The organism is Streptomyces sp. NPDC006739 (assembly GCF_042869815.1).
Lineage (GTDB): Bacteria > Actinomycetota > Actinomycetes > Streptomycetales > Streptomycetaceae > Streptomyces.
On record NZ_JBIAGM010000003.1, the window covers coordinates 24770 to 48813 of the forward strand.

Genomic DNA, 24044 nt, shown 5'->3' on the forward strand with positions numbered 1-24044 from the left:
GTGGTGATCAGTCCTTACGGCCCTTGAGGCGCCGTACGTCGAAGGACCAGATGCCGCGACCGTGGGTGGCGGCGTACAGCTTGCCGTCGGGGCCGAGGCGGAGTTCCATCACGGCCGTGGTGGGCAGGTCGTGCCCCAGGACCAGCCACTTCGTGGCGCCGGCGGGGCGGTAGAAGGTGGCCAGGTCGGTACCGAGGGCGAGGCCGCCGTTGGGCAGCAGCTTGACCGCGTCGGCGGGGACGTCGGGCAGGTTGGCGGAGATGTCCGTCCAGCTGGTGCCGCCGTTCCTGGACTCGAAGACGTGGCCGACGCCCGCGCCGGGGCCCTCGGTGAACCGGCGGGAGAACCCGTTGATCGCCACGTAGACGTGCTGGGCGTCGGCCGGGTCGATCTCGAAGCCGGAGACGTAGCGGTTCGGGACCGTGCCGTCGACCGGGAGGTTCAGCTGGTGCCAGCCGGTGCCGTCGGCGTTGCCGACCGCGATGCCCCGGGTGAAGCCCTGGTTGTTGCAGGGGCCGCACCAGCCGACGTACACCGTGCCGCCCGAGGACGCCACGGCCGTGGCCACATGGCCGTCACCGAGGTCGTAGGCGTTCGCCCATTCCTTGCCGGAACGGATGGCGAAGCCCTTGGTGTTCACCCACACGTGCCGGCCGCCGGCGATCCAGGTGCGGCTGTTCTTGGCGTCGGCGGTGATCGGCGCGATGAAGCGGGCGCCGGCGCCGCCCAGGTCCTTGTCGGGCGGGGCGACCTCGTACTCGGTGGCCTTGGCCGGGTCCGTCGACCAGGAACCGTCGTTCACACCGCAGTTCTGCGTCACCCACAGGTCGAGGTAGACGTACTCGGCGGCGATGTTGCACCCGTTGGCGGGGTCGGCGATGGTGTCGCCGCCGTCGCCGCCGAAGTTGGAGCCCATGACCTTGTCACGGCCGCGCAGGATCGACTGGCCGTTGTCCTGCAGACCGCCGGTGACCGAGACACCGCCGTAGGTGCGGTCCTTGCCGACGCCCACGGAGTAGTACTGCAGGGTGTCGAGGGTGCCGTCGTTGAGGGACTGCCAGTCCTTGGCGTGACCGCCGGAGTCGACCGCGCCGTCGAGGGGGCGGCGGTAGATGCCTCCGTCGTTGCCGACGTACGCCCAGGTCTTGCCCTTGTAGCTGCCGATCGCGACCGCGTGCTGGTCGGAGTGGGTGGTCGGCGAGCAGTCGCCGGTCTGCTTGGCCGGGTCGATGCTCCAGCAGGGGAACGGGAAGTTCCAGTACGGGCCCGGAACGGTCCAGCTCTGGCCGCCGTTCTTGGTCTCGAAGACCTCTTCCAGGCCGAGGTAGACGTGGTCGGCGTTGGCCGGGTCGACCTGGAGGAACTGGTTGTACCAGGCCTGGATGCCGGGCATGTAGCCCGCGCTCTGCAGGGCGGATCCGGACGCCTTCAGCTTGGTGTAGTCGGCGATCAGCGTCCACGGCCCGAACGGCGAGCCGTTCTGCGACACGTAGACGCCCTTCAGCCCGCTGTCCGGGTTGGCGGCCATCTGCGCGGGAGACTGGTCGACGGCGTACAGGCGGGAGCCGTCGGCCGACGCGGCGAACGTCATGTTGCCGACGTCGTCGCTGCCGGTGGGCAGGTCACCGAGTCCGCTGACCGGCTTCCAGCTGCCGTCGGCGCCCTTCGCGTACAGGCCGTTGTAGGTGTCGCCGCCGCGCCAGCCGACCGCGAGCAGGACCTTGCTCGGGTCCTTCGGGTCGACGGCGATGTCGTTGGCGATGTTCTTGTACGGGGCGCTCGGGTCGTCCGCCTTCGAACCACCGGGCAGATAGTCCGGGTTGGGGGCGAACTCCTGCTTCCACGGACCGGACAGGGTGGTCGTGGAGTGCGACCAGACGCCGGTGCTGGTGGCCGCCCACACCTTGGTGCCGGCGAAGCGCAGGGCGTGGATGACGGTGGACTCCAGTTCGGCGCCGCCGACGCGGTCGCCGGGCTGGAACTGCCCGTGGCGCGGGTCCTTGAGGACGTAGACGCCGGTGCCGACGAAGGAGGTCGCGCCGGTGTTGGACTCGCCGGTGGCGTACCAGAGCCGCTTCTGGCCGTCCAGGGCGAGGGTGCCCGTCGACAGGGACGGCAGCTTGTCGGAGATCGGCTTCCACTGTCCGCCGCCGGTCGTGGAGCGGAAGACACCGCCGTTGGCGCCGCCCGCGTACACATAGCCCTGGTCGTCGGCGGCGATACCGGTGATCCGGCCGGTCACCTTGCCCGCGCCACCGCTGGAGTTGGAGTTCACATCGCGGTAGCGGGGGTCGTCGGAGTTGTACGCCTTCCTGGTGACGTGGTCCCAGCTGCCGCTCGTGTGCTTCATCGACTGCAGCTGCTGCCAGGCGGCCCCGTAGGCGCCGGGCGCGACCACTCCGGGAGCGGTGCGGGCCTCGGTGAACTGGGCGGTGGACTCGGCGGAGTTCTCCGCCTCGTCGGAGCCGTCGTCGCCGCCCTCAGCGGCGAACGCGGACGCCCCATGGCCCCCGTGGACCGCGTTGATGTGCTGCCGGCCGACGGCCGCCTGATGGCGGGCCTGCCAGGGCCTCGGTCTGGTGTTGTTCGACGCCGCGAACGACTGGGTGCTGACCAGTCCGAACGCGGCTGCTACGACGACGCAGGATATGAACCGTCGTCGGTGCTTCGGGGGCAACATGCCCTCTCCTCCCTGCACCGGTCATATGGGGGTGTCCCGGCACAGAGGGGATCTTGGCGTGGCCACAACAGTCACACAAAGGGCTGACAGGAAAAATGGCGGGTTGTTTACCTCGCGCCTCACATGATTCCGAAGTCGCAAGGGAGAAAGCCGCGTTGGAGACGGCCTTCGGCCACCGAAGGCACATCGGCAGTATTGTTGTCCTGACGTCTTGACGTGCCTGGTGTCTCCGAGTTGGCTTCCTCCACATCATCCGTTGCGCATGATGATCCCCCCACTCGGAAGGCCCCTGGCGTGAGCGCTCCACTTCTTTGCAGAACCCCCGCATGCCGTGTCGCGACCGCCCTGATCGCCTCCGCCTCGGCACTCACACTCACCGCGTGCGGGACCGTCGACGGCATCGGCGCGGACGGCGGCTCCGCCTCCGTGAAGAAGGGCGACGACATCACGGTGGGGCTGCTCCTGCCCGACAGGGACACGGCGCGTTTCGAGGACTTCGATCACCCCATCATCAAGAAGGAGGTGGCCTCGCTCACCCACGGCAAGGGCAAGGTCGTCTACGCCAACGCCGAGGCCGACCCCGTCAAGCAGAGCCGGCAGTTCCGGCAGATGGTGGCGCGGAAGGTCGACATCATCGTGGTGGACGCGCTCGACGCCAAGGCCGTCGCACCGGACGTGCAGAAGGCCAAGGACGCCGGCATCCCCGTCATCGCCTACGACCGCCTCGCCCAGGGTCCGATCGACGCGTACGTCTCGCACGACAACGAACTCGTCGGCGAGGTCCAGGCCCGCGCCATCCTCGAAGCGCTCGGCAGCAGGGCGGCCACCAGCAGGATCGTCATGATGAACGGCGATCCCGCGGACCCGAACACGGCGAAGTTCAAGGAGGGCGCCCTCAACGAACTCCAGAACAAGGTCCGGATCGCCAGGACCTACGACACCGACAAGTGGTCACCGCAGGTCGCCGCGGCGAACATGACGAAGGCGGTCCGGGCCCTCGGCCTCGGCAACATCGCCGCCGTCTACTCGGCCAACGACGGCATGGCCGGCGCGGTCATAGGCGCCCTGAAGAAGGCGGGCGCCACCACGATCCCGCCGGTGACCGGGCAGGACGCGAACCTGGACGCGGTGCAGCGGGTCGTGTCGGGCGAGCAGTACATGACGGTGTACAAGTCGTTCCTGGACGAGGCGACCCAGGCCGCCCAGATGGCGGTGTACAAGGTGCAGGGCCGGGACATCCAGTTCGACGCGCTGACCCAGGACAGGGTCGACAGCCCGACCGAGAAGAAGATTCCCGCCTCACTCGTGCCGGTGGTCGCCCTCACCAAGGCGAACATCAAGGACACCGTGATCGCGGACGGCGTCTACACCGTCAAGGACATCTGCACCCCGGCCTTCAAGCCGGACTGCGAGGCGATCGGCCTGAGGTAGACCGCCTGCCGGGCCGTCGCGTCGGGAGGGCCCCGGCGCCGGAGCCCCCGGACGCATGAACGGCCCGGCCCTCCCTCCCCGGGAGAAACTCCCGGATTTCGCGCTCGCCACCCGCCGTTTGGCTACACTTTGACGACCATCAGCGGGAATGGGGGATGCCGCCTTGATCGATGTCATTTTCCCGGACTTACCCCGAAGAGCGCTCAGTCTGCCGGCCGCCGGAGCCGTACGGGGTCCCGGGGATCCGGCGCCGCCCCCGCTCGGAGGCAGGATCCTGCTGGGCGGCCCGGTCTCGGTCCCGCTGGACGCCAAGGCCGTCGCCCACGACATGGAACTCCAGGCGTTCGTGGCGGCCGAGGCCGCCGACGCCGTTTACCACCTGCTGCATCTCTCGGTCACCTGTGAGCAGGAATCCGGCCTTCCCGAACTGCACACGGTCGACGTCGCGCTGGCCCTGTCCGCGGACGGCGCGGCGGCGTTCCAGCCGACGGCCTGGTCCATGACGCCGAAGCAGCTGACCGAGACCGTGGAGAGTACGACCTCCGCCCAACTGGGCCCGCAGCTGGCCTTCGTGGGCTACAGCAGAAGCGTCCAGCGAAGTCTCGTGTGCCTGGAGGCCCTCCGCGAGCTGCGCTCCGACCCCGGCTGGCAGATCCGCCGCACCCGGACCGCGCCGATCGGCGGCACCTACCGGCTGGCCATGGTGGTGCGGGCACCGCGCGGCGCGACGAGCCGGGCGGCGTTGACGGTGGAGGCGGCGGTGCGCAAGGGGCCCGTGCTGCGGCGGTACCGGGAGGCGGTGCCGGACCCGGTGACCCTGGTGACGCATCTGTGAGCGACGCCCTGACCGCGTGGGCGCGCACCCACGCACGGTCGATCGGCAGGGAGGGACCCGCGGTCGCCGCCTCCGTCGCGGGGGCGGTGGTGGGCGGCGGCGGCACGCTCGGAGTGAGGGACCGGACCCCGGACGAGCTGCGCCCGTACGCGCGGCTGTGCCTGACCGCCCCGGCCGACGGTCCGGTGGTGGGAACGGCCCGGGGGGTGGCCCCTCCCTTGACCGGCGCCGGCCTGCGACCTCGGGTGTTCGCCCTCCCGCCGGGCGGCGCGGGGGGCCGGCTCGGCTGGGTGCCGATGGACGACGTCCCGCTCGAAGCGGAGGAGTGGCCCATCGGATGGGCCGCCACCCCCACGGGCGATCCCCTTCTCGTGACGCGCACCGGAGGCAACGAGCTGCTCCTGCACCGCGTCGGGGGCGACCCGCGCAGGAAGTCCTACAGCCCGGGCATCTCCCTGGAACTCGCGACGCTGGCGAGGGGGCCGGACGGCACGGCCCTGCTGACCGCCTCGGGAGCGGGCGACGTCCTCGTCTGGGACCTGACGGGGGGCCAGCTGGTCGACCGCGTCCACGTGCCGTTCGTCGTGGACACCGTGTCGTCGGTCGAGCGGGGGCAGATCCAGCCGGACGGCGCCGGCCTGATCGCCACCGGTCACCGGGACGGCCATGTCCGTGTGTGGGATTTCGACGAGACCGGCCAGGGGCTCCGCCATGAGATACAGACCGCCCTCGGCCCGGTCTGGGCCATGTCCTGGGCGATGCTCCCGGACGGATCCGCGCTGCTCGCCAGCGGTCACGACGACGGGAGGGTCTGTGTATGGGACGGGCTGAGGGGCCAGCGCCTGCTGATCTGTCCGCCCTGCCCCGGACGCGTGGACTCGGTGGCCTGGGCGGTCGCACCGAACGGGGCGAGGGTGCTCGCCAGCGGGCACAGTGACGGCACGGTGCGCATCTGGGGCTGGCTGACGGGCGCCGTCCTGCACGAGTTCGACGACCTCACCGCACGGGGACCGGCCCAGTGCGACGTGGGCACGAAGGTCGACTGGCTGTTCCTTCCCGACGGCGCCGTGTGGCTGTACGCAGCCGGGGAGACGGGCGCACGCGTCTGGGAACTCGACGGACTCCTCGGCACCGCCGGGCGCATCCCGGACGGTACCGGCCCGTCGGCCTCGCCGGTCCCCCACCTCCCGTGGGCCGTGCGCCGGGGGCTGGTGCGGCTGGCCGTGCACGGGGTGTGCCCCTCGCTCGGCCTGCTGCACGATCTGGTCGCCCTGACCGGGCCGACGACCGCCGTGCCGCTGCTGGACGAACGGCTCAGAGGTCTCGTGGACCACCCCGGCCTACGGCTCCTGCGCGAGCTGGCGTGGCCCGTGAGGTCCCGGGTCGGACTCGCCGGCCTGCTGGCCGCGGGACTGTCCGAGCCGAACACCGTCCCCTCCCCCGGCCACGGCCCGCTCGAACTTGCCGAGGCGCTGCGCCGCGCCCTGATCGGGGAATTCTCCCGGGTGCCCGACGGGGAACTCCCCCTGGAGGAACTCAGGTCCGCCGCCGACGCGGTGACCGGGCGTACGGCCGCCCTGCTCGCCGTCATCGGGGCCGAGGCCGTCGCCGACGACCCGGTGCTTCCGCTGCGCCTGGCACAACAGGCCGCCGCCATGCCGGCCGTGGACCTCCGCAGGCTCCAGATCCTCACCGGTGCCGTGTCGACGAAGGCCCGGCACGCCGGCACGCTCACGCACGCCCCCGGTTCCGGCGGCATCTCCCGCACCGGCCGGATCACCCAGATCCTGCCAAGTCAACTCGCGCTGCCCGCACATTGGTTGACCTTGCGTCACGCGCGCAGGGAACTCCTCTACCGCCTGCACAGCTCCGCCGCCACGTGGGTTCCCGAGCCGGTGACCCTCGTGCTGGACACGAGTCCGCCCACCTTCGGACCGCCCGAGGTCGTCCTGCGCTCCCTGGCGCACCTGCTGGCCACGTCCCTGTGGAGCCACAGCCGTCACGCGGCGTTCGTCGGGCTCGACCGGCCCGACCTGCTCAGACCGGTCTCCCGGCCGGCGGATCTGGCCATGCTGTGGACCTCGCGCACCCTGGAGCCGCCGGATCTCGAAGCCGCGCTCAGAACGGCGGCGTCCACCGGAACGCCGACCGTACTGCTCGCCCTCCACCACCTCGTCCGGGACCACGCGCTCGTCGGGGGCCCCCGCCTCCGGCTCGCCACCACACACATCGGCGACGATCCGCCCCGCGGCCGGCCGGCCGAGACCCACCACGTGCACCTGCCGCCGGATGCCGACGGGCGCCGCTTCGCGGACGCCGTACGCCTCCTGCTGACGGGGGACGGACCGTCATGACCGCACGGGAGGCACAGCCGCACTGGCGGCCCGCTCTCCTCGGCGAGCCGGCCGCGGGCACCGGCCTGCGCTGCGAACTGTGCCCCCACCGCTGCCGGATGGCGGACGGACAGACCGGCTACTGCCGGGTCCGCCGCAACAACGGCGGCCGGCTGGAGACCGCGACGTTCACCGCCTCCGTCGCACACCTCGACGCGATCGAGCGCAAGCCGTTCTACCACGTCAGGCCGGGCGGCAAGGTCCTGACCGTGGCCGGACCCGGCTGCAGCTTCCGCTGCGACTACTGCGTCAACCACCGGCTGTCGCAGTACGGCCGCACGGACCGTGCGCCATGGACGGGAGAACCCGCCCGCCCGGGCGAACTGGCGGCCTCGGCGCACGCGCGGGGCGCCGATCTCGCGCTGTCCTACGCCGAACCCTCCCTCGCTCCGGAACTCACCCTCGCGCTCGGCGAGCGTGCCCGGCCCCTGGGCGTGGCGGTGATGTGGAAGAGCAACGGCTTCCTCACCCCGCGGGCCGTCGACCTCGTCGCCCCCGTGCTCGACGCGGTCAACATCGATGTCAAAGCGGCCGAGGACGGTCCGCACCGTCGGCTCACCGGCGCCCCGCTGGCCCCCGTACTGGCGGCGGTGGAGCGGTTCAGGGCGGCCGGCGTATGGGTGGAGGTGAGTACGCCCCTCATCCCCGGCACCTCGGCCGACCCCTCCCAACTGCGGTCCATCGCACGCAGGTTGGCGGCCATCGACCCCGGCCTCCCCTGGCACCTGCTCCGCTTCACACCGGACTTCCGGATGGGCGGTCAGGATCCCACGGCACCCTCCGCGCTGGCGGCCGCCCGGCACACCGGGGCCGAGGAGGGACTGCGCTTCGTCTACGTGGAGCGGGCGCTGGGACCCGAGGGCCGCGCCACCCGGTGCCCGCGCTGTGCGGACACCGTCGTGGAGCGGGGCGTCTGGGAGACGCTCGACAACAGGCTCACCGGCGGCGGATGCCCGTCGTGCGGGGCGCACATTCCAGGAAGGTGGGAGACACGACCGTGACCACGGACCATGTGTTCACCGAGGCGATACCCGATCTCATCGGACCGGAGGAATACGCGGAGCACCCCCACGGACATCTCGTCCGCGTCCGCATCAGGATCACCGGATCCGGGGTCGAGGTCATCGGCGACGCACTGCGGCCGTCCGCCGTGGAGGCCGTACTCGACGCGCTCGGCGAGGGACCGATGGAGCAGATGCTGTGCGGGTAGCCGACGACGGCGACGCCCTGGCGCGCCGGGCCTTCGAGGCGGGCATGGCGGCGGGCCTCGACCCGCAGGAGGAGAGCGTGCAGAGCGGCCGGACGGCCGTCACCCACGCCTCCTCCCCGTGGAACCACCGCCTGTGCACGACCTGCGGGCAGACCTTCCGTCGCGGCGACACCGTGCGCGTGGGCGACGCCGGGACGACGGGCTCGGGCACCGCCGCGGACGACGTGGCCCACCTCGCCCCCGCTCTGGCCTGCGCGGGCGCGCCCCACGAGGCGCCGGAGGGTGCCCGCGCCGACGCGGCGGACTCCGCCGGTTTCGCCGCGGGGCTGCTGGCCACCTGGCCGCCGGTCGACGGGGTCCCGGTCACCGCGCTGACGGCGGACGACTGGCAGGTGGCGCGTCCGGCGATCCACGGCGCCAGGCCGCCCCGCTGCCTGTACTGCGCGCACACCTTCCGCGCGGGAGAACACGTCGTGCTCTGCCCCTGCTCACCGAACCGGCCCGCCTGCGGCGCGGCCGTCCACCGGGACCCTGCCGCGGGCCTCGCCTGCTGGGAGAACTGGCGGCCCGAGGGCCGGCTGACGATCTGTCCCGTCAAGCTCGTCGCCGTACCGGAGTAGCCGCCGATGACCGAGAACGACCGGTTCGCACGTGAGCGCCTCGTACCGGGGTGGGACCCGGGCACCTTCGGCAGGGCGACGGCCGTCGTCGTCGGGGTCGGCGCGCTGGGCAACGAGGTGGCCAAGAACCTCGCGCTCGCCGGGATCGGAAGGCTGGTCCTGTGCGACCCGGACACGGTGGAGACGACCAACCTGAGCCGTTCCGTCCTCTTCGGCCCGCACGATGTGGGCCGGCCCAAGACGGATGCCGCCGCCGAGGCCCTGGGCCGCCTGTCGGCCGACACCGTCGTCGAGCCCCGGGCGCACGACCTCGCCGCGGGGGTGGGGCTGGGCGAACTCGCCTCGGCCGCCGTGGTGCTGGGGTGCCTGGACAGCCTGCGCTCGCGCATGCGCCTGCTGGGGCGGTGCGCGCTCGTCGAGGCGCCGCTCGTGGACGGCGGGACCGGCCCCTGGGAGGGGGAGGTGCGGCTGCGCCTCGACACCCGGGAGGCCTGCTACGGCTGCACCCTGACGGCTCATCAGCGAAGCGCTGACGACGTCCCGTGGAGCTGTCTGGACGCCCCGGCGGCCGGTCCGCTCGGCACCTCCATCGGGACGACCGCGCTGGTCGCCGCCTGGATGACCCAGGCCGCGCTGCTCACCGTCCTCGGCAGGCCGCTGCCGTACCGCATGCTGCGCGTCGAGTCCCTGACCGGCCGCTGCGCCCCGGTCGTGATGACCCGCGCGGCCGACTGCCCCCACCATCGCCCGATCGAAGGGGACGTCACCGCGTGCGCTTTGAACAACCGTGCGACCGCCGGGGAGTTGGCCGCAGCGCTGGCGCCCGGTGCCGAGCCGCTCACTTGGTCGCGGTTTCCGCTTTTGCCCCGTTGCGGGGCCTGTCACCCCTACACTGAGGCGGTCGGCGACCGGGCGGTGGCCGACACGCCGTTCTCACGATGTGAGCGTTGTGGACGTGTGCTGCGGCCGCGGTTCAGCAATCGCCTCAGGGACGCCGCTCCGCATGCCCGGCTGGACGAACTCGGAGTGCCGCCGGAGGAGATCCTGCCCGTCCGGCAGCCCAGGGGGGACTACACATGGCATCGGCTGAGTTCCTGAGCGGCCCGCCCGAGCCCAAGGCGACGGGCCATGCGGCGCAGCCGGAGATCGCCATCACGCAGGCCGACCTCTACCGGCTGCAGGACGAGCTGGCGAAGATCTACCGCAACGACAAGGAGGCGGCCGGAATCCTCGACCGCATCGGCTTCCCCCGTGGGCGCCGGCCCAACTTCGTCGGCGCGAAGCCCGACGACACCTGGGCGGAGATCTTCGTCGACCTGGCCAACGGGGTCGTCGCGTCCCCCTACCGTCAGCTGCTGACCGTGTCGGTAGGCGTGTACCGGGCCAACTCGACCTTGGTGGACCTCGCCCAGCGGTACGGCATCCTCCCGCCGGCCGCCGCCGCGGCGCCCCCGGTGCAGGCCCCCGCCCCGCAGGCCGTGCCCCGGCCGGATGCCGCGCCCGCGCCCGTGGCGGCGGCCGCGCCGCAGACGGAGCGGACCTGTCATGTGATCGTCCGCGCGGACTCCGAGGACGACCGCCGGGCTGCGGCCGGCGCCCTCAACCGGCTGGGGCTGCGGCCCAGGGAGGTGTGGTCGACCGCCCACGCCGTCTCCTTCCGGGTCGACTCCGACCAGCCCGACGTGGTGCGGGACGGCTTGCGGGAGACCTTGTTCGGCTGGACCGTCGTCGCACCGGGCCAGCCCGACTACCTGCTGCACCAGCTCTTCGTCGAGGGCCCGGACGGGAGGCAGTTCCGGCTCGTCGACGCCCCGGCCCAGCAGCACAACAGCGATGTCGCCGCCGAGGTGATCGACCAGTACGGCCGGGGGTTCGCCGACGCCACCCGGACCACCGTCATCGACCACGTCCAGGGCGACGGCCAGGGCCGCCGGCTGGATCCCGACGCCACCCTCCACGACTCGGGCGTCCGGGACGGGGACCGTATGCGCGTCGGATTCGAGACCACGGCCGGAGCGGTCAACCCTCTCGACCGGCAGGACGCCCTCTACCGGGTGCGCAACCAGATCGTCGCCTACGCGGAAGGCCACCCGGGGTTTCGCGTCAGCGCGGACTCGGCACTCCTGCCCACCGAGTTCGAGGTGGAGTTCGAGCAACCGAGCTTCGGCCCGCCCGCCGTCCCCGGCGGTGAACCGACCGAGGTCACCAGACATGTCGTGCTGATCCAACTGGGCCCGGAATTCCCGGAGACGGCCCCCGAGGTGTACTGGCTGACGCCTGTCTTCCACCCCAACGTCTACCCGAACTACGACTGCGAGCAGTCCCGGGCCTACGCGCAGAGCAAGGGTCTGGTCTGCCTGGGCCTGCTGGCGGAGTCCTACCAGCCGTCGCTCAGCTTCGAGACGCTGTGCCAGATGCTCGTCGACATGGCCGGCTTCCGCAACTACTCGCTGTTCGAGCCGACGGGCGAACTCGGACCCGACGGCACCCCACGGATCCGCGGCAACTTCTACGACCGTACCGCCGCGCAGTGGGTCGACGAGCACCAGGACCGGGTCAGGGCCATCAGCGGCAGCGTCGTCGCGCCGGCCCCACGGGACACACCTCGCTACCCCAACCTCGTCGAACCCCTCGACGGCCCATGAGTACCGCGGCGGCCATCGAAGTGGAACTCTTCCGCAGCGACGACTACGTGCACGCCGGGCGCCTGCCCCTGCTGCCCCTGCTGCGCGGCGTCCTGCAGCCGGTGGTCGGCCAGCCGCTCGAAGGAGCCACGATCGAGCTGTCCTTCCTGCCCCTCACCGACCGCACACCGGTGCGCGGCACCCCGTCCGTGATCAACCTCAGGGGCAGCCACGGCTACGTCCGGGTACGCATCGTCCGCGGGGACACCGTGCTCTACCAGCACCCGCACGCACTGCGCGAGATCGTCGGCAGGCCCCTGCAGGAACTCCTGGGCGAGCGGCTGCCCGAGGAGACGCACTGGGGCTTCGGGATCCGCGGGCCCGGACTGGAACAGGTCGCTCTGGTCCGGCCGAAACCGGTGGTCGCCAACCGGGTCGAGATCGCCGTCGGCGGACCCAGACGAGGCCTCTTCGGGATCGAGGAGGTGCCCGAACCGGAGCCGCCCGTCGCGACCCTGCAGGAACTCGGCGTCGCCGAACCCACCGCGCAGGCACCGTCCGAACCGGTCGTCGTGGTGTTCCACACGCCGGTCCACCAGGCACTCGGCGGTACGCGCTCCTTCTCCCACGAGGTCGAGGAGGGCGGCTTCCTCACCGGGCGCGTCCACCGCAACGGTGAACACCTCGACGGCCATGTCGTGGAGGTGACCGGGGCCATCCCCGCCGAGCGCACCGGCGCCTCGCTGCTGCACTTCACCTTCACCGGCGAGAGCTATCTGCGGATCGGTGAGTCGCTGGCCGCCCGGGACCGGGGCGAGAGCCTCCTCGGCTGGTACCACACCCACCTGTTCCCGGCCACCAGCCGCTTCGGGCTGTCCTCGGCCGACGTCGACCTGCACACCACCACCTTCCAGCGCCCGTGGCAGGTGGCGGCCCTGGTCAACATCGACGGGGCGTCGCGGGTGCTGCGCGTGTACCGCCGGGAGGGCCCGGACACCATGACCGCGGTCCCCTACTGGGTGAGGGAGCCGTGAACGCCCTGACCACCGCCCTGCGGGTGCTGCGCTGGGCGGTCGAGGGCAGGGGCCTGCCGCCGGGCGGCCCCCTCCAGCACACCCTGGACCTCGTCGACCCCGGTACGGAGGCGGCGACGGCCCTGGCGGAGCTGATCCGCCGCTACGCGGCGCGGCACGGCGCCGGCCGGCCACCGCTCGGCGACCCCGGACCGGCGGGCCCCGGGGCGGTGCTGCTCGCGGCGGCGATCGGCGGCCGGATGGACCCGGAATCCGCCTGCGCCGTCGCCGAGGCGCTGCCGCCGCCGGTCCTGACGGAGCGAAGCGACGGCTGGTGCGACGCGATCGCCCGCCACACGGTCGTCGCCCCGTTCCTGAACGGCGTGGCGCCGTTCGAGGGAAGACCGGCCCCTCGGGGGGCGGCCGGGGTGGCCCACGACGAGGCAGGGGCGAAGGAACTGCGCATCGCCGAGGTGCTGCTGGACGCCTCACCGCTGACCGCCGTGCTGTACCGCCCCGCCGACGGGCGGCTCTCCCGGGGTGCCACCGCCGCCGTGCGGACGGCCGCGCTGCTCCTCACCCGTCCGGGGGGGCGCCGGCTGCTGTGCGACCGGCTCGCCGCCTGGGACGGTCACGCCCCGGTACTGGACTGGCGGTCCCAGTTGCTGTCCCGGCTCGCCACGGACCATCCGGAGGTCGTCCTGGACACCTACCTCGCCGCCCGCCTGCGCTACGGCGAGGAGTGGGACCAGCGGATCAGCGCGGCGCGCCGGCGTCTCGCGGCCCGCTCGCTGCCCGACGAACTCACCCTCGCCACCGTCCGGTTCTGGGCGCCGCTCGCGGACCTGGCGCGCAGGCACCCCCACCTGCCGGCGACCCGGCCGCTGCTCGCCGGGCACCGGCCGGCCGTCGAACTCGTGCGCCGCTACCGGCTGAACCAGCCCGTGGCCGGCTGAGAGGAGCGGGCCCATGTCCAAGCGCCGTCTCGTCCTGGTGTCCACCACCCCGAGGGCACTGCGGGACCGCTGTCTGCTGGCTCCGGTGGACGAACCGGACCTGACGCTCGGTCAACTCCTCGAGGAGTTCCCGGCCCTGTCGCTGACCGAGCTGGGCGAGGACCACCTGCGGCTCCCACTGAGCCGGGTGCTGGTGGACGTACTCGACCAGCCGCCCGCCGCCGGCACCCCGCTCTATCTGCCGCCCGGGGTCGGGCTCGGCACCCTGTCCGGTCGCGCCGCCGACGCGGCCCCGGCCGCCCCCGGCCCGGCTCCGGGACCCCGGGACGAGGACGACGACGAGGACCGGGGCCGGGAGCATACGGTGGCACCGGCGGACGGTCACCCCCGGCGCCTGAGCGAGCGCGAGGCCGTGCTGATCGCGCACGACCTCGAAATCAGCCGCGCGGCCGCCTACCTGGAGTCCGGCCTCTCGGTGCTCATCCGCTGCGAGAAGCTGCTCGTGGAGCACCTGGCGAAGGAGATAGCCGGACGGTCCGGGCGCACCCAGCAGACCGTGCGGCTCGCCGCGAGCGCCACGGACGCCGCCGCACCCGGCGGTTTCGGCCCCGGCCGCCGTGCCGAGCTGCTCGCCATGCTGCACGAGGCCGTCACCGACACCCCGCCCGAGGACGTCGTCGTCGTACCCCACCTCGACCTGCTGGCGGGCGGCAGCGACGCCGCCCTCACGGCGGAGGCACGCGAACTCACCGACGTGCTCTACGAGCGCAGCGAGCGCGTGCTGCTGGCGTTCACGGATCCTTCCCTGATCGTCCCCGAGGTACTCGCGGGCCGGTTCGGGGTCCGGCTCGCGCTGGACATCCTGCCGCGCGAGGTGGAGAGCGCGGACGACCGGCGGGTGCCGCTCGGACAGGCCCTGATCACCCAGGCCGAGGCGGAGCTGTTCTCCGGGTTCGACCCGGCCGGCCTCTACAAACACGTGGCGGGCATGAACGCCGTCCGGCTGCGGCACGCCGTGCGCTTCGCCTACCACCACCACGCGGGCCCCGCCGGCGGCCACGGCAACGGCCGCCGGCCGACCTTCGCCGACCTCCTGCAGGAGCTGCGCACCTTCAAGGCGCGCACGTCCAGCGCCTTCGAAGTGCCCGACGTACCGCTGTCGGCCATCGGCGGATACCCGGAGGTCAAGGAGGAACTCCAGCGGGCGCTGGACATCGTCGGCGGCGCGGCCGACCTGCCCGCACACCTGCGTCACGACCTGGTCCCGCGCGGCTTCATCTTCCACGGACCGCCCGGGACCGGGAAGACCCTGTTCGCGAAGGCGGTCGCCAGCAGACTGGGGGCGACGATCCTGGTCGTCTCCGGCCCGGAGATCACGGACATGTACGTCGGCGAGAGCGAGCGCAAGGTACGGGACCTGTTCGCCGAGGCCCGTCGCAACGCGCCCGCGGTCATCGTCTTCGACGAGTTCGACTCGATCGCCGCCCAGCGCACCGGCCGCGACGACGGAGGCAGCCGGGCGGGCAACGCCGTGGTCGCGCAGCTCCTCACCGAACTCGACGGGTTCCGGCCCGAGGTGCCCGTCCTGATCATCGGCACCACCAACCGGATCGACCTGATCGACGACGCGCTCCTGCGCCCCAGCCGTTTCCGGCCCATCAAGATCGACCTCCCGGATCATTCCGCCCGTACCGCCATCGCCGAGGTACACGCGAGGCACTTCGGGGTTCCGGTACGGCCGGCCCTGCTGGAGCGCATCGCCACGGCGACGGAGGGAATGAACGGCGACGAGATCCGCTCGGTGTTCCGCGATGCCCGAGCCGAGCAGCTGGTCGGCGGACGCGGCGCTCCCGACGCCCGCCGCCTCGGTGAACTCGTCGGCGAACTCCGCAGGTCACGTCAGCAGCGGGACCTCGACCGGGCCCAGCAGCACAGGAGCCGCACCGTGGCCGCCGGTGCGGCACAGCGCGCCCAGCGCGCCTCCATGATCATTCTCGCTGGGGGCGGGGACGACCGCAGAGCCCCCGCCGGGGCAGCACCGCTCGACCGAGGGGACAGCACGACACCGTGACCGACACGACGCCGACGAGGCACGACAGGACCCGGCTGCTGGCACGCACCTTCGCCACCCGGCTGGAAGAGGTGAAGCAGGACTTCGTCGAGCGCGACGACGTGGTCGACATGCTGGCGCTGGCCACCCTGTGCCGGGAACACGCCCTGCTGATAGGCCCGCCAGGCACGGCGAAGACCAGGCTGATCGAGAAGTACTGCCGCATCCTGGACACCTCGCCCTTCACCTACCTGCTCACCCGCTTCACCGAGCCCGCCGAGCTGTTCGGCCCCATCGACCTGCGCAAGTTCCAGGACGAGAGCGTGTACGAGGTGAACACCTCCGGCATGCTCCCCGAGGCGCGCATCGCCTTCCTGGACGAGGTCTTCCAGGGCAGCTCGGCCATCCTCAACACCTTGCTGACCCTGGTCAACGAGCGGAACTTCTTCACCGGCAGCAAGACCGTCCACGGTCGGCTGATCACGCTGCTCGGGTCGTCGAACGAGATTCCCGACGACCCGGTTCTCGCCGCGTTCAGCGACCGCTTCCTGTTCCGCTGCCGCCTCGACTACGTGGGGGACAACGAGGTCGAGGAGGTGCTGGGACTGGGCTGGCGGGAGGAGCAGCAGCAGATCCGCGGTGCCGCGAGCCCGGTGAACGGCCAGGTGGGCAAGGCGCCCGTCAAGGTCGCCACGGCGGACCGCTCCCAGGTCGTCTTCCCGCTGGCGGACCTGGCCGTGCTGCAGCAGGCGTTGGCCGACATCGACTTGAGCGCCGTACGGGATCCGTACGCCCGGATCGTGCGTGCCCTGCGCGCCGAGGGCATCGCCTTCTCCGACCGCCGCGCGGTCAAGGCGCAGAAGGCGTTCGCCGCGTCCGCGCTGCTGGCCGGCCGGCTGCGTGCGGAGGTGGCGGACCTCGCTGTGCTGTCCCGGCTGTGGACGGACCCGAGGGACGAGCAGTCGCTGCGTCGCATCGTCGCCGATCACGACGTCCCCCTCGACACGCCCGGCCGGGTCCGGCGCGATCCCTACGACCTGCGCATCGACCTGCGCGAGCTGCGCAACCGGCTGGCCGTGCTGCGGACCTGCGACGAGATCCGTGAGGTGCTGCGGCTGCTGGGCCGCCTGGCCACCGAGGCACGCCGGGACCATCCGGCCGAGCAGCCACTGCTCAGGGAGATCGGGCAGGCCCAGCGCGAGACGCTGACCAAACTGCGCGAGGACTTCCCGGAGGGGTGATCGAGGGTGTGCAATCCGAGGCGCATCAGGGTGCGGGCGACGCGTGAACTGGCCGTCGCCTGGGAGCGGGAGATTCGGCGGCGCGTGGTCCGCTCCGGGCAGGCGACGGGGTCGGCGCGGGTGTGCGAGCCGCTGCGGGGATCCGTCGGCGCGCCGACCCTGGCCGCCCTGCCCGGGGTGCTCGCCCGCACCCCCGGCTGGGAGGAGACCGAGGACTCCTTCCGTCACTCCTTCGACGGCGGTTGGGTCGCCTACCGTCCGGCCGAGGCGGAACTGGAGATCGTGGCGACCGTGTCGGCGGACATCGAGGCGGTGGGCGAGGCGACGGAGACCGTGCGTGGCCAGGTCACCGGCACCATCGAGGCCGAGGGCACGGGGGTCTACTACGACGACCGGTGGGGCGGTACGGACCCCGAGTCCGCACGGCGGGAGGCGGGCCTGGCGGCCGAGGCGGCCCTGGACCGCGAGGTGCGGGAGAGGGTCCGTGCGGCCCGCGGCGAGGCGGGCGCGGGCGAGGAGGGCCAGGCGCAGGAGGCGGCCACCGCCCGCGCCGACGAGGCGCTCGCGGCGGCGGCCCGGGCGCGTGAGCCGGAACTGCGGGACCGGGCGGCGGCGCGGCTGGCCGCGGTGGGCGTCACCGCCAGGAACCACTTCCACCAGGCGCTGGCCGACGCGTACCGGGACGCGGTGCTGGCGTTCGCTCGTTCACGCGGGGCCGAGTTCGTCAGGTGCTCGGAGGCCGACGGGGTGCTGGAGATCGACTTCGAGCTGCGGATCTAGTGCTGTGGCCGGAAAGGATTGCCGAGAAGCTCGCGGCGTCCGGTGCTGGGGGCACCTCCCACGCCGTTCAGGCAGTGGGCGTCGCGAGCCGGTGAACCCATACAGCCACAGCACGGGCGGCGGCGGACGGGCGGAGAGGGGTGCCATGCGTGTCCGAGTGAGGTTCCGGTACCGGGCCGATACCGGGGAGGTCGAGCTGTACGAGGTCGAGGAGATCGGCTCCGGTCCGCGTGCCGCCGACCATGATGCCCGTCACGACGGGGTGGCCGCCGCGCTGGCACGCCTCGTCGAGGACAACGCGTTGATCGAGGAGGTACGCGGCGACGGCGGCCGGCGACGGAGCGAGCCGCACCGTTCCACGGCCGAGGGGCCCGCCGCGACCCGGCGGAAGGAGCGCGACGGTGAGTGACGCCGCGCTGCTGGAACGCGCCGCGGACTGCTACCTGCGCGGCGGGCTGCCGAGCGAGGCCGCGCGCTGTCTGCGGGAGGCCGGAGCCTATCGACGCTCGGCCGAACTCTGGCTGGGGCTCGGGGAGTTCATGGAGGCGGCGGCGGACTACGTGAGCGCCGGCATGACGGACCTGGCCGTGTGGGTCATCGTCCACGAGGCCGGTGACGCGGCCACGGCCAGGGCGGTGGCGCTCATGCCGTGGGGGGGCGGTGCAGAGGCCTCCCAAGGCTCCCGCTGGGACCAGGTGAGGCTCAGGCCGGCGCGCGTCCTGTCCCAGCGGGAGACGTCCGACGCCGACCGAAGCGCCCGGGACAGCTCACTGCGGATGCGGCTGGCCCTGGCGCGCTGCGACATCGCCGAGGGCCGCTCCGAGCGGGAGCCGCTCGCCGCACTCGCCGCGGCGATGGACTTCCTCGCGTCCCCTTCCCCCGTCCACGACCGGATCGTGGAGGGGTGGGCGGTCGCCACGGCCGAGTCCATGCGCCGCTACGACCAGGTCGCCCTCCTCTTCGCGGCGGCGGTACGCGGAGGGCGCGGTGGCGCCGCGCAGCGCTGGACCGACTGGGCGGCTCGGGTGCTGCGGTGCGAGATCACGCTCCCCGATCCTCCCGCGGACGACCGCCTGCAGACCGTCCGCCCACTCCGACAGGGATGAACGATGAAGTGGCCACGACGACGCAGAGACGACGACACCAGCGGCCGGCAGCCCGTACCGGGGCCGGCGCGCTACGGTCCGCCCAGGCCGCCCTCCGGATCGCTGGAGGAGGTCCTGAGAGCGAGCGGGGCGGTCGGCCCGCCCCCGGCCGACCGCCCACCGGTGCGCCCCTCCCCGGCCCCGGCGCCGGTGCCTCTCCCCGTGACCCCCGCTGCCGGTGGTGCCGGTGGCCCCGGTGCTCCGGCGGCCGGCGGTGGCGGTGATTCCGCCGAGAGCACCCTCGCCGTGCGCTTCGCCACCGCTTCCGCCGCGCTGGTCTTCACCGGGCGGCTCATCGCCCTCGGCCGTCCCCGGGCCGGTGACCACCGCCGGAGCGCCGACGGAGCATCCTGGTGGGTGTTCACACCCGTCGCCCTGGACCTGGGGCGGCAGTTGGCAGCGGCCGCCGACGGCACGGTGTTCCTGGTCAGGGACGCGCACCTGGTGCCGGACCGGGGCTGGGGCGGCCCGGAGCGGGTCGCGGGACGCCGCCCGGCGCAGCACCTGCCCGTGGCCTCACTGCGCCCGGCCACACTCCTCGACCTGGTGCGGCAGGCCGGCTTGCACAGTGCGCCGGCGCGGCCCCTGGACGACGCGGTGGTGTTCACCCGCGCCCGGTTCGCCGGCGGTGTCATCAGGCGCGCACTGGACCTGGGCCTGGAGGTGACGTACCGCCCCACCCGGCTCACCCCGCTCTTCGACGAGGAGCCGCCGGACTCCGACCGGCACGGCGTCGTCCTCGAAGTCGCCCTGCGGGCACCGGACGGAGACCTGCCGCCCGGGTTCCTGGACGCGCTCCACCGGGACCCGTTCGTCCTGCTGTGCCGCCGCGTCGCGGGAGAGGACACGGTGCTGATGCAGTACCGCCGGGCCTCGGCGCTCGGCGACGGACCGCTGCTGGAGTTCGCCGAGCGGGGAGTGTGGCTGCTGTCGGACGCGGAGTTCGGCTGTGCCCGGCTGGAGCGGCTGGGCGAGCCGCTGGACGGTGGAGCGCTGGTCGCCCTGGCGGCCGACTACCCGCTGCGGGACGTGGGTTCCTCGCCGGACTGGGCCGACGACGCGCCGGCCGCCCCGGACGCGCCGCGGCTGACGATCGTGCCCGCCCGGACACCGGACGCGACGGTCGACGCCACCTTGCTGGACGGGACGGGGACGGACACCGTGCGGATGCTGCTGGAGGGGCATCCGCTCGCCGACGTCGTCCAGGTCGTCAGCGGGCGCGACCGGCACCTGCTGCTGGCGGCGGGAGGGCTGCTGGAGCGCCTGCCGTTGGGAGAGCCACTGCACTGCATCGGCCCGGGCCCGCTGTACATCCCGCTCGGATTCCGCACGGAGCCCCTGTTGCCGCCGTCCGCGCTGCAGGCCCTGTTCGAGCCGGACGCCGCGCGGGCCGTCGTGCTGACCTCGGGAGCCGCCCTGGTCTTCGACCTGGAGCAGCGCCGCCCCGCCTGGACCCTGTGGCTCGGCGGGCCGCCCGAGCTGGACTTCCAGCTGCCCGAAGAGGCGGAGACCGTGCTGCGCGTGGTGGACGAGCGGCTCGCCCCCCAGCCGAAGCCGGAGTCGGCACGGCCACCGCGCCCGGGGCAGCCGCCCCAGCCGGGCAGCCGGCCCAGGCCCGCGGGTCCCGGCATCGCACGGCGACACCGGAACTGGCGGGACGCCGCGCTGGAGGCGGAGTTCGCCGGTGAACTGGTCGACGCGGCGGAGATCCACGAGCGCAACGGTGACGTACTGCGCGCCGCCAACCTCTACGAGCGTGCGGCACGGCAGGCCGCCCGGCGGGGGCGGTAGCCCGGTGCCGAGGACCGAAGCCATGGACCTGGCGCCCGAGGAGATCGAGGAACTCGCCCGTGCCTACCCGCCGGGGCCGAGCGCCCAGGGCCTGCTGCGCCGGGCCGGGTTCCCCGCCGAACACGTACCGAGCCAGGTCGGCACCACATCCCTCGACTTCTGGTACGCGGTGGCCGCCGCCGTCTCGGCCGGCCGGGTGGCGGACGGTCGGGGCCGGCTGCTGGTGACGGCGGCACGGGAATACCCGCACAACGCCGTCTTCCGTGCGGCGGCGCGCAGACGGTCGCCCATCGAGCGCGTCCTCGTCGTCGGCGCCGCCCCGCACGGCACGCAACGGGTGCGTGCCGACCGGGAGTTGCGCGCCGTCCAGCAGGCCACGGCAAGGGGTGCGATCACCGTGGACTACTGTCCGGCCGCGGCCGTCACGGACCTGGGGCGGATGCTGGACGTACCCCCCGATGTCCTGCACCTCGTCTGTCACGGGGAGGCGGAGCACCTGGTCTTCGAGGACACGTACGGCGACCCCCACCGGGTGCCCGCGGCCGATGTCGCGCGACTGCTCGACGGGTATGCCCGGTCAGCCGGCGAGCGACTGCGCGGGCTGGTCCTGGCGTCCTGCGACAGCACAGCGGTGGCCGAGTTGTTCCGGGAGGTGGCGGAGGTCGTCGTCGCCCACCGGGGACCGCTCGACGACGACACCGCGGTGCTCTACGCGGCGGAGCTGTACGGCCTCCTGCGGCGGGTGCCCGCCTTCGACGAGGCCGCGCGGATCGCGGCCGAGCACGTCGCGCTGAACCTGGGCGACGAGTACGGCCGGCGGCTGACGGCGAACCTGGTGGTGCTGGGTTCCGGGAACCTGGAGGGACGGCGGTGACGTCGACGCCGGCCGCCGCGGACCGTGAGCTGCGCGCCTGGGCCCTGACCCACGCCCGCTCGGTGGGATGCGGCGGTACGGAACCGGAACCTGTCCCGTCGCCGGGCCGGCCGTCGCACGAGCTGATCCCCGGCGTCACGCGACTGGACGTGACGGAAGCCGAGGCGCGGGACGTCACCTGCATGGACATCTGCACGGTGCCCGGCGGTCCCCTGCTGGTCGCCACGGGCACCCGGTCGGGCCTGGTACGGGTGTGGGACGGACAGAGCGGCCGGTTGCTGCGGACGATGCCCGCACGCGGGCAGGTCCACTCCGTCGTGTGGAACGCGCACCGGGATCGTGCGCTCCTGGCGGTCACCGGCGAGTCCGGGGTGGGCATCTGGGACGGGTTGACGGCGGCGTTGCTGGTGCGGGTGGCCGACCCTGTGCATCTCGTGCTGTCCGGCCCGTCCGGCATGGTGCCCGTTCGCGGCGCGGCACGCTTCTTGAACGAGATGCAGACCTACACCGATGTCTGGGGACCCGGCGGCCGTTGTGGCGAGCTGCCGGCCGTGGAGGCGCCACATGGTGACCTCGTGGGACCGAATTGCGCGGTGGCGCTTCCTTCGGGGGAGATGATCGCCGTTTACGCCGACCACGTCTCCGACGAGTTGTTCATGATCTTCAGGGACGAGGTCGACGGAGCCGCGACAACGCCGGAACGCGCGGTGCGGTTGTCCCAGGGCTCGGTGGACCAGATGGCGGTGACGCCCCTGCTCGGTGACACGGGCGTTCTTGCGGCGGCGGCGACGGAGGGTGAACTGCGGCTCATCCGCGCTACGTCCTCGGAGGCCGTCACGCTGCTGGACGGAGGGCTCAGGGGCGCCAGGGCAATGGACTGGCTCGCGCTGCCCCGCCGGTCGCTGTTGGCGATCGGCCACGAGGACGGCGAACTGACCGTGGTGACGGTGGAACGTCGGCCGCCCGGGCAGCGGTCGGCGGACCGGGGCTGGCAGGTCACAACGCACTCGTGCAGTCACACGCACCCCGGTGTCGTCAAGGCGACCTGGTGCATGACGCCCGGCCGTGAACCGATGGTCGCCGTACTGTGCAAGGACCTCACCGTCTGCCGCGAGCAGCTTCCCTTCGTCGTCGATCCCTCCGACCTGCTTCCTCCGGCCGGTCCCGGGATGCCGCAGGAGCCCGGCGCGCCCGAGTCCCGTGACGCCGCCGGCACCGAGCCGCGCTCCACGAGCCCCAGGGTGGACCCCGCCGGGCTGGTCGCTCTCGGCAGGGTCGGCCTGTGGCCGCCGCTCTCCCTCGTCGAGGACCTCGTCTCGCTCACCGGCAGGGCGGTCGCCGGCCCGCTCCACGACCCGCGCTTCGGCGCTCTCGCCGACCACCCCGGGATCGTCAGGCTCAGGGGTCTTTCCTGGCCGGACCGTTCGCGGGTGGGGTTCGCGGGGCTCCTCGCGGCCGGGACCGGGGAGACCGACGGGTGCGTCCCCCCGCCGGACAGCGGCGACCCGGACCGGGTGGCGGCGCTGCGGGAGGCGCTGGCCTTCGGCCGGGGGCCGGCCGACGTCCCGCACGTGCCGGTGCACCCGGTCACCGACGCGGCCGACACGGTGACCGACCGGATGATCTCCCTGCTGACCGTGCTCGGTCCGGAGACGGTCCAGGCGGATCCGAGCCTCCCGCTGCTGCTCGCGCGCTCGGCGGCCGACATGCCTCAGCTCGACAGCCGTCAGCTGCGGATCCTCAGCACGCAGGCGAGCGACGGCTCCGCCCGGACGAGGACCACCGTGCACGCGCCGGGGACGAGCGGTACCGCCAACCGTGGTGCCCTGACCCACCTCCTGCCCACCCAGCTGGCCCTGCCCCGGCAGGTTCTGCTCCTCAAGCACTCCCGCCACGAGCTGCTCTTCCGGCTCCACGTCACGGAGGCGGATCCGTTGCCGGGAGAGGTCACCCTGGTCCTGGACACCAGCCCGCCGACGTTCGGGCCGGTCGAGGGGCTGCTGCGGGCGGCGGCGCACGTCATCACCGCCGAACTGTGGCGGTACGGCCGCCATCCGCAGTTGGTGACCTTCGACCAGCCGTCCCAGGCCGTGCCCATCGCCCGGCCCACCGACCTGCTCGCGCTGTGGACCACCCGCACGCTCGCCGTCCCCGACGTGGACCGTGCGCTGAAGACGGCGTCCGTCACGGGTGTCCCCGCCGTGCTGCTCACCCATCACCGCCTCGCGCGCGAACTGGGCCTGACCGCCGGACCGGGGTTGCGTCTGCTCACCACGCATCTGGCGGACGACGCGCCCGCCGGCCGCTGGTCCCTGCCGTTCCAGCAGCACGTTCCCCCCTCCCCGCACCCCGCCCAGCTGCGGAAGGCCATCTCCGCGCTTCTGCTGGGGTGAGTGCGGGG

19 protein-coding genes are annotated in these 24044 nt (G+C 73.0%); 18 read left to right on the top strand and 1 reads right to left on the bottom strand.

What is annotated here, in order from left to right:
• Positions 1-7 precede the first annotated feature (7 nt).
• Positions 8-2680, bottom strand: coding sequence for a glycosyl hydrolase (locus ACFYMM_RS06700; protein WP_388384574.1), 2673 nt, complete (start codon positions 2678-2680; stop codon positions 8-10).
• 294 nt (positions 2681-2974) lie between these two features.
• On the opposite strand from ACFYMM_RS06700, the gene ACFYMM_RS06705 reads away from it, so the two are divergent.
• The 18 genes from ACFYMM_RS06705 to ACFYMM_RS06790 all read left to right on the top strand — a co-directional run bounded on the left by ACFYMM_RS06705 (position 2975) and on the right by ACFYMM_RS06790 (position 24036).
• Positions 2975-4111, top strand: a complete 1137-nt coding sequence (locus tag ACFYMM_RS06705; protein ID WP_388384576.1) for a sugar ABC transporter substrate-binding protein — start codon at positions 2975-2977, stop codon at positions 4109-4111.
• A 163-nt stretch (positions 4112-4274) separates the two neighbouring features.
• Positions 4275-4946, top strand: coding sequence for a hypothetical protein (locus ACFYMM_RS06710; RefSeq protein WP_388384578.1), 672 nt, complete (start codon positions 4275-4277; stop codon positions 4944-4946).
• Positions 4943-7300 carry a hypothetical protein gene (locus ACFYMM_RS06715; protein ID WP_388384579.1) on the top strand — a complete coding sequence of 786 codons (2358 nt, stop codon included), beginning with the start codon at positions 4943-4945 and terminating at the stop codon, positions 7298-7300. Before ACFYMM_RS06710 ends, ACFYMM_RS06715 begins: the two co-directional genes overlap by 4 nt.
• Entirely contained in the window at positions 7297-8340 is a 1044-nt protein-coding gene (locus tag ACFYMM_RS06720) for a radical SAM protein (RefSeq protein ID WP_388384581.1), read from the top strand. The genes ACFYMM_RS06715 and ACFYMM_RS06720 overlap by 4 nt, the downstream gene beginning before the upstream one ends.
• Positions 8337-8549 carry a radical SAM-modified peptide, FtsH ternary system-associated gene (locus tag ACFYMM_RS06725; RefSeq protein ID WP_388384583.1) on the top strand — a complete coding sequence of 71 codons (213 nt, stop codon included), beginning with the start codon at positions 8337-8339 and terminating at the stop codon, positions 8547-8549. The genes ACFYMM_RS06720 and ACFYMM_RS06725 overlap by 4 nt, the downstream gene beginning before the upstream one ends.
• Positions 8540-9169, top strand: a complete 630-nt coding sequence (locus ACFYMM_RS06730; protein ID WP_388384585.1) for a hypothetical protein — start codon at positions 8540-8542, stop codon at positions 9167-9169. The genes ACFYMM_RS06725 and ACFYMM_RS06730 overlap by 10 nt, the downstream gene beginning before the upstream one ends.
• 6 nt (positions 9170-9175) lie before the next feature.
• The gene (locus ACFYMM_RS06735; protein WP_388384587.1) at positions 9176-10267 is read left to right on the top strand and encodes a HesA/MoeB/ThiF family protein; all 1092 of its coding nucleotides are present in this window, start codon (positions 9176-9178) and stop codon (positions 10265-10267) included.
• Complete coding sequence (locus ACFYMM_RS06740; protein ID WP_388384589.1) at positions 10246-11814, top strand: effector-associated domain EAD1-containing protein; 1569 nt, start codon at positions 10246-10248, stop codon at positions 11812-11814. The genes ACFYMM_RS06735 and ACFYMM_RS06740 overlap by 22 nt, the downstream gene beginning before the upstream one ends.
• Complete coding sequence (locus ACFYMM_RS06745) at positions 11811-12827, top strand: JAB N-terminal domain-containing protein (protein ID WP_388384591.1); 1017 nt, start codon at positions 11811-11813, stop codon at positions 12825-12827. Before ACFYMM_RS06740 ends, ACFYMM_RS06745 begins: the two co-directional genes overlap by 4 nt.
• Positions 12824-13762 carry a hypothetical protein gene (locus ACFYMM_RS06750; RefSeq protein WP_388384593.1) on the top strand — a complete coding sequence of 313 codons (939 nt, stop codon included), beginning with the start codon at positions 12824-12826 and terminating at the stop codon, positions 13760-13762. The genes ACFYMM_RS06745 and ACFYMM_RS06750 overlap by 4 nt, the downstream gene beginning before the upstream one ends.
• A gap of 13 nt (positions 13763-13775) precedes the next feature.
• Entirely contained in the window at positions 13776-15833 is a 2058-nt protein-coding gene (locus ACFYMM_RS06755; protein ID WP_388384595.1) for an ATP-binding protein, read from the top strand.
• On the top strand, positions 15830-17053 hold the full coding sequence (locus ACFYMM_RS06760; protein WP_388384597.1) for an AAA family ATPase: 1224 nt from the start codon (positions 15830-15832) through the stop codon (positions 17051-17053). Before ACFYMM_RS06755 ends, ACFYMM_RS06760 begins: the two co-directional genes overlap by 4 nt.
• Before the next feature lie 6 nt (positions 17054-17059).
• Complete coding sequence (locus ACFYMM_RS06765) at positions 17060-17833, top strand: hypothetical protein (protein ID WP_388384599.1); 774 nt, start codon at positions 17060-17062, stop codon at positions 17831-17833.
• Positions 17834-17978: 145 nt separating this feature from the next.
• Positions 17979-18242 (top strand): hypothetical protein, encoded by a 264-nt coding sequence (locus ACFYMM_RS06770; RefSeq protein WP_388384600.1) that lies wholly within the window; start codon positions 17979-17981, stop codon positions 18240-18242.
• Positions 18235-18939 (top strand): hypothetical protein, encoded by a 705-nt coding sequence (locus ACFYMM_RS06775; RefSeq protein WP_388384602.1) that lies wholly within the window; start codon positions 18235-18237, stop codon positions 18937-18939. Before ACFYMM_RS06770 ends, ACFYMM_RS06775 begins: the two co-directional genes overlap by 8 nt.
• A 201-nt stretch (positions 18940-19140) precedes the next feature.
• The gene (locus ACFYMM_RS06780) at positions 19141-20769 is read left to right on the top strand and encodes a hypothetical protein (protein ID WP_388384603.1); all 1629 of its coding nucleotides are present in this window, start codon (positions 19141-19143) and stop codon (positions 20767-20769) included.
• 22 nt (positions 20770-20791) lie between these two features.
• A complete protein-coding gene (locus ACFYMM_RS06785; RefSeq protein ID WP_388384605.1) occupies positions 20792-21643 on the top strand; it encodes an effector-associated domain EAD1-containing protein in 852 nt (283 codons plus the stop codon).
• The gene (locus ACFYMM_RS06790; protein WP_388384607.1) at positions 21640-24036 is read left to right on the top strand and encodes a hypothetical protein; all 2397 of its coding nucleotides are present in this window, start codon (positions 21640-21642) and stop codon (positions 24034-24036) included. The genes ACFYMM_RS06785 and ACFYMM_RS06790 overlap by 4 nt, the downstream gene beginning before the upstream one ends.
• The last annotated feature ends 8 nt before the right edge of the window (positions 24037-24044 follow it).

Bases quoted from the DNA above. Each gene is read 5' to 3' on its own strand.
- ACFYMM_RS06700 (WP_388384574.1), bottom strand. From the start codon at position 2,680: ATGTTGCCCCCGAAGCACCGACGACGGTTCATATCCTGCGTCGTCGTA.
- ACFYMM_RS06720 (WP_388384581.1), top strand. From the start codon at position 7,297: ATGACCGCACGGGAGGCACAGCCGCACTGGCGGCCCGCTCTCCTCGGC.
- ACFYMM_RS06735 (WP_388384587.1), top strand. From the start codon at position 9,176: ATGACCGAGAACGACCGGTTCGCACGTGAGCGCCTCGTACCGGGGTGG.
- ACFYMM_RS06740 (WP_388384589.1), top strand. From the start codon at position 10,246: ATGGCATCGGCTGAGTTCCTGAGCGGCCCGCCCGAGCCCAAGGCGACG.
- ACFYMM_RS06745 (WP_388384591.1), top strand. From the start codon at position 11,811: ATGAGTACCGCGGCGGCCATCGAAGTGGAACTCTTCCGCAGCGACGAC.
- ACFYMM_RS06755 (WP_388384595.1), top strand. From the start codon at position 13,776: ATGTCCAAGCGCCGTCTCGTCCTGGTGTCCACCACCCCGAGGGCACTG.
- ACFYMM_RS06770 (WP_388384600.1), top strand. From the start codon at position 17,979: ATGCGTGTCCGAGTGAGGTTCCGGTACCGGGCCGATACCGGGGAGGTC.
- ACFYMM_RS06785 (WP_388384605.1), top strand. From the start codon at position 20,792: ATGGACCTGGCGCCCGAGGAGATCGAGGAACTCGCCCGTGCCTACCCG.